The sequence below is a fragment of the Mailhella sp. genome (genome assembly GCF_057866825.1).
In genome coordinates this window covers 1-5,191 of sequence record NZ_DBMAHT010000135.1, presented here as the reverse complement: position 1 = coordinate 5,191, position 5,191 = coordinate 1, and the positions used below count along the sequence as shown (strand labels likewise).

Annotated in this window: 3 protein-coding genes; all 3 read right to left on the bottom strand. The window is 58.9% G+C overall.

Going from position 1 to position 5,191, the window contains the following annotated elements; all coding sequences use genetic code 11:
* Positions 1–178: 178 nt before the first annotated feature.
* Entirely contained in the window at positions 179–1,216 is a 1,038-nt protein-coding gene (gene purM / locus ACZM96_RS09430) for a phosphoribosylformylglycinamidine cyclo-ligase (RefSeq protein WP_489488746.1), read from the bottom strand.
* Positions 1,217–1,221: 5 nt separating this feature from the next.
* On the bottom strand, positions 1,222–2,643 hold the full coding sequence (locus ACZM96_RS09425) for an amidophosphoribosyltransferase (RefSeq protein WP_489488745.1): 1,422 nt from the start codon (positions 2,641–2,643) through the stop codon (positions 1,222–1,224).
* A gap of 1,069 nt (positions 2,644–3,712) precedes the next feature.
* A complete protein-coding gene (locus ACZM96_RS09420; RefSeq protein ID WP_489488744.1) occupies positions 3,713–4,645 on the bottom strand; it encodes an Abi family protein in 933 nt (310 codons plus the stop codon).
* Positions 4,646–5,191 lie beyond the last annotated feature (546 nt).

The window sequence follows — 5,191 nt, the reverse complement described above, 5'->3', positions numbered from 1 at the left end:
GGTCAGGGAAGAGATGCCGAGCAGGGTGCGGAGTTCTCCGAGAAGCGCTCCGGCCTCGTGTCGCAGGGCGGGCTTTTTCTCTACATATATGCGTCTTACCATTCGTAATGTCCTTTGCAGCGGAATTTCCGCCGCATGTGTGCATGAAGCGTGCGCCGCGCGGGGCGGCGCGGCAAAATCAGGCGAGAGCGACCTTGTCTTCGCCGGAAACGACGTCGCCGAGAACGTAGGCGTTGCAGCCGTGGCTCTTGAGGGCTTCGAGGGCCTTGTCGGCCGTGTCGCGGGACACGATCATCGTCATGCCCACGCCCATGTTGTAGGTGTTGAACATGTCGCGTTCGGGAATGTTGCCCACGCGCTGCAGCAGGGAGAAGATGGCCGGAGTCTTCACGGCGGCCTTTTCCACGCGGGCGGTGAGGCCGTCGGGCACGCAGCGGGGAATGTTTTCGTAGAAGCCGCCGCCCGTGATGTGGCTTATGCCGTGAACTTCGGCCGCGGCAATGGCCGCAAGCACGGGCTTCACGTAAATGACCGTGGGCGTGAGCAGGGCTTCGCCGAGCGTGGAACCGAGCTCTTCGCAGTACTTGCCGAGGTCTGCGTGCTCCACGTCGAACACCTTGCGCACGAGAGAATAGCCGTTGGAATGCAGGCCGGAGGAAGGCAGCGCGAGAATGACGTCGCCCTCGCGCATGGAGGACTGGTTGATGACCTTGTCTCTGTCCACCATGCCCACGGAGAAGCCCGCGAGATCGTAGTCGTTGGGGGCCATGGTGCCGGGATGCTCGGCGGTTTCGCCGCCGATGAGGGCGCAGCCGGCCTGCACGCAGCCTTCGGCCACGCCGGAAACGAGGGTGGCCACCTTTTCCGGATCGTTTTTGCCGATGGCGATGTAGTCGAGGAAGAACAGGGGTTTGGCGCCGCAGCAGACGATGTCGTTCACGCACATGGCCACGCAGTCGATGCCCACGGTGTCGTGCTTGTCCATGAGCTGGGCGATGCGCTGTTTGGTGCCCACGCCGTCGGTGCCGGACACGAGCACCGGACGGGACATGCCCTTGGTGTCAGGTTCAAACAGGCCGCCGAAGCCTCCGAGATCGGAGACCACGCCGGGAATCAGGGTGCGCTCGACATGGCGCTTCATGAGGCGAACGCCTTCGTAGCCGGCCTCAATGTTGACGCCCGCGGCGGCGTAGGATGCGGAATGGGAATTGTTCATGGTGGTTATCCTTTGCCGTTCCAGCAGTAGGTGCAGATTTTGTCCTTGTCGATGCCTATGGCCTCAAGCAGGCCGTTCAGCGATTGATAGCCCAGAGAATCGAAGCCCATCTTGCGGCAGATGGCGGCAAGCAGACTCTTGCCCCGCGCGGTGGAGGCGTCGGCGTACTCGTCGAGATGACGATGCCCTTCGTCGCCTTCGAGTTCCTGCACGATGCGCCTTGCGAGCAGATCCATGTCGGAATTGCCGCGGGAGAAGTTGAGGTACTTGCAGCTGTACATGATGGGCGGGCAGGCGGAGCGCATGTGTACTTCGCCCGCGCCGGATTCAAAAAGAAAGTCGACGGTTTCGCGCAGCTGCGTGCCGCGCACGATGGAATCGTCCACGAAGAGGAGCTTTTTGCCCTGAATGAGTTCCGGCACGGGAATCTGCTTCATTTTGGCCACCTGATTGCGCACGGCCTGATTGGCGGGCATGAAGGAGCGCGGCCAGGTGGGGGTGTATTTGACGAAGGGCCGGGCAAAGGGCAGCTTGCAGCGGTTGGCGTAGCCTATGGCGTGGGGCGTGCCGGAATCGGGCACGCCGGCCACGTGATCGACCTGCGGCAGCGTGCCGCGGGCCATTTCGTCGCGGGCCATGATTTCGCCGTTGCGGTAGCGCATGAGCTCCACGTTGACGCCTTCGTAGTTGGAATTCGGGTAGCCGTAGTAGGTCCAGAGGAAGGCGCAGATTTTCATGGTTTTGGCGGCCGGGGAAAGCGTTTCGTAGCCGTCGGCCGTGATGCGCACGATTTCGCTCGGGCCGAGTTCGTAGGCGTCTTCGTAGCCGAGCTTGTGGTAGGCGAAGGATTCAAACGACACGCTGTAGCCCAGATCGCTTTTGCCGATGTGTACGGGCAGACGTCCCATTCTGTCTCTGGCGGTGATGATGGAATCTTCCGTGAGCAGCAGAATGGTCATGGAACCTTCAATGACGTCCTGCGCGTGCCGTATGCCCGACACGAGATCGCCTTCCATGTTGATGAGCGCGGCCACGAGTTCCGTGGGATTCACCTTGCCGGAGCTGGTGACCATGAACTGATGGCCCCGGCTGGAAAAGTAGTCGCGCACCAGACGTTCGGTGTTGTTGATGATGCCGACCGTGGATATGGCGTACAAACCGAGATGCGAGCGCACGAGAAGCGGCTGCGGATCAATGTCGCTGATGCAGCCTATGCCCGCGCAGCCGTGGAATTCGGCGAGATTGTTTTCAAACTTGGTGCGGAAGGGCGTGTTTTCAATGTCGTGGATCTGCCGCTGAAAGCCCAGTTTCCGGTCGTAGATGGCCATGCCGCCGCGGCGTGTGCCGAGGTGCGAGTGGTAGTCCACGCCGAAGAAGATGTCCAGCACGCAGTCCTGCCTGGAGATGGCTCCGAAGAATCCTCCCATATTTTTTCGGCTCCTTATGCGAAAAAGAGTGTGGAAAGGGTCATGGGGTCGGAAAAAACGCCGTTTCCGCCCCTGTTCGGATGCAGAAGGCGACCCTTGCGGCGCGTGGCGGACGCGTTTGCGCGCCAGTCGTGCCTGAAGAGCGTCAACCTTCCTCCCCTGAATCCTTGAAGGGGAAAAACGGCGGAGCAGACATGCGCAAAAAACGCATCTCTGCAGAAAGAATGGAAAAGGGCAGCTCTGTCCTCTGCGGAAAGGCTGCCCTTTGTCGGTGTGCGGGGTATGGTTCTCCCCTGCCGAAGGCGGATGCGGGCGTGCTTTGCCCTGGCAGGACGGTGTACCGCCGCCTCCTCAGGCGCGCACAGAAGAACGGAGAACGCGCCGATGGCCGCGTTCTGTCCGCAGTGCGCCGAAAAGCGCCCGACCTCGACGCAGGGCGTCGTGATCCGGAGACGATTCTGGGCGGACTTCTTCGTGCAAGGGCTTCCGGTTCCGACCGGCTGACTGCTGCTCATCGCGTTCGCTTCGTTGGGGTGGAAGGAGAAATAAAGGATCAGCCTAGCCGTTTTCGCCCCTTTTCGCAAGTCTTCGACTCCGCCTCGAAAGCCGGGGAGAGACGTGGAAGAGATCAGGAGAAAGGATTTTTTTCGAGTCCACTCCGCGGGATCTTCTGTTGGACGTCTTGAGGCGAGCAGGTGTGGAAGAGCAGGGCGGTCTTCGGGCGACGTTTGCTTGTGGCTGTATGCTCTGCGTTTTGGCGAGGCCGATGGCTGACCGGCAGAGCCGTCAGACGTGTGCGAGAATGGATGTGCTGGATAAGAGAATTTGCATGGGGAGAGGGGGCCGTAAGGAAAGGGCTGGGAGGCATACCCCGGTTCAGGCAATGCAGCACGGGAGCTTGATGTGCAGAGAGAAGAAAAAGGAGAAAAGGAGAGAAGCGGATGAGAAAGAGGGATGCGGTCGGAGGGGGCAGGAAAGATTCTGAATCAGCACTTACGGGGCCTTGCGCACGGCGTCTTCGTTCGTCTGGCCGACGGCAGGGGAAGTCTGACGGGAAAGCAAGGGGAGATTATATTTTCCAGAACGGGTCGTTGTACCAGTTTTTGGGAAAGCCCAGCTCGGTGCAAGAGACTTCTGTATATTTTTCAAAGAGGTTTTTCAGTTTTTCCGGCCAGTGCGAGCTGGGAGCCAGTTGAAGAAGAAAGAACCACGACACACAGGCCGCGGCGTAATAGGAATCTTCCTTCGAACGGAAATCGGGGCAGAGATTGGCAAAACCGGGCCGCGGGACTTTGAAGGGACGGTCGAGGGTTCTTTTCCAGAAGCGGCCGTGATGAGCGGAAATATTGCGTACGACTCTGAGTGAGGCAAGCCAGGATGTAAATAACACCCTGGGCAGTCCGAATTTTCCGGCAAGGAAATTTTGAACTGGATGAGTCAGGTTTTGCAGCGCCGTGACCCAGCTGCCCATGGACAAGGATTCCATGACTATCCAGGAGGGGGGAAGCGCGGGTGAGGTGTAGGTTTTATAATAATGATCGGTGGGAGCGCTCCGGCGTCGGCAATTGTTTTTTCCTGTTTCCTCCTCCACGATGGTGCAGAACGCGGCACAGTCCTTTGGACTCTTGAAAAAGGCATTTTCCATGAACCAGTGTGAACCGTATGGGAGACCAGGGGCAGACGGATCGGCAACGGACAGGGCGTCGGAGAGAACAGTACGAACGGCAACTTCGATTCGTTCGACGGCATCGAGTGTCAGGAGACGCAGTTCACGATCGAAACAGTAGATCCGCCATATTGTTTCAAACTTCGTGCCGGGCAGGAAGTTCGGAGATACGGCGGACTCGTCGACATAGAAGTGCCGTGCATAGCCGTTGAGCCGATAATAACTGACATGGGAAAGATGGCGGCAGGCTCTCACCTTATCGGCGCACAGCAGACCCCGATTGAGCATCAATTGCAGCAGGTCGTGTGTGCTGAGCGGAGCTTTGGTGAACTGCATCGTAATTTTCCGGATAAAAAATGCCGCCCCGGTATTCGCATGCTCCATAAGGAACCTAGGCGCGGGGCGGACTGGTAAGCTTTATATAAAACAAATTCGCCGTGCGGTCAAGGAAACGCCGCGAAAGTGTCCTTGTACTGCAACGATTCGGGAAGATTTCAGCGTGAGAGAATGAAAGCGTGTCGTTTGCCCCGGCATGCGGGTATGGGGCGGAGTACGGCGAGAGGAAAAAAGAAGAGAAAAGAATGGAAGGTGAAAGGAGAATGAGGCTGGAAGGGGCACACAAAAAGCCCCGGGGCAGTACTCCGGGGCTTTTGTAAAGGGCGTTTTCCGCACCTTTGTCCCGCCGAACCGGCGAAGCCGGGAGGCGGAAACAAGGGGGCGCGGGGGGCTTGTCCCGACTTTGTCGGGGAATTATTCCCCCCGCTGCCTTTCCTGTCTTTTTCTGCCTTTAGAACTTCCAGCTTATGCCGACGCTGACGCTCTGGTCGGTTTCGTGGGTGGAAGCCTGCACGCCGTAGTTGAGGCCGAGGGCGAAGTTGCCCT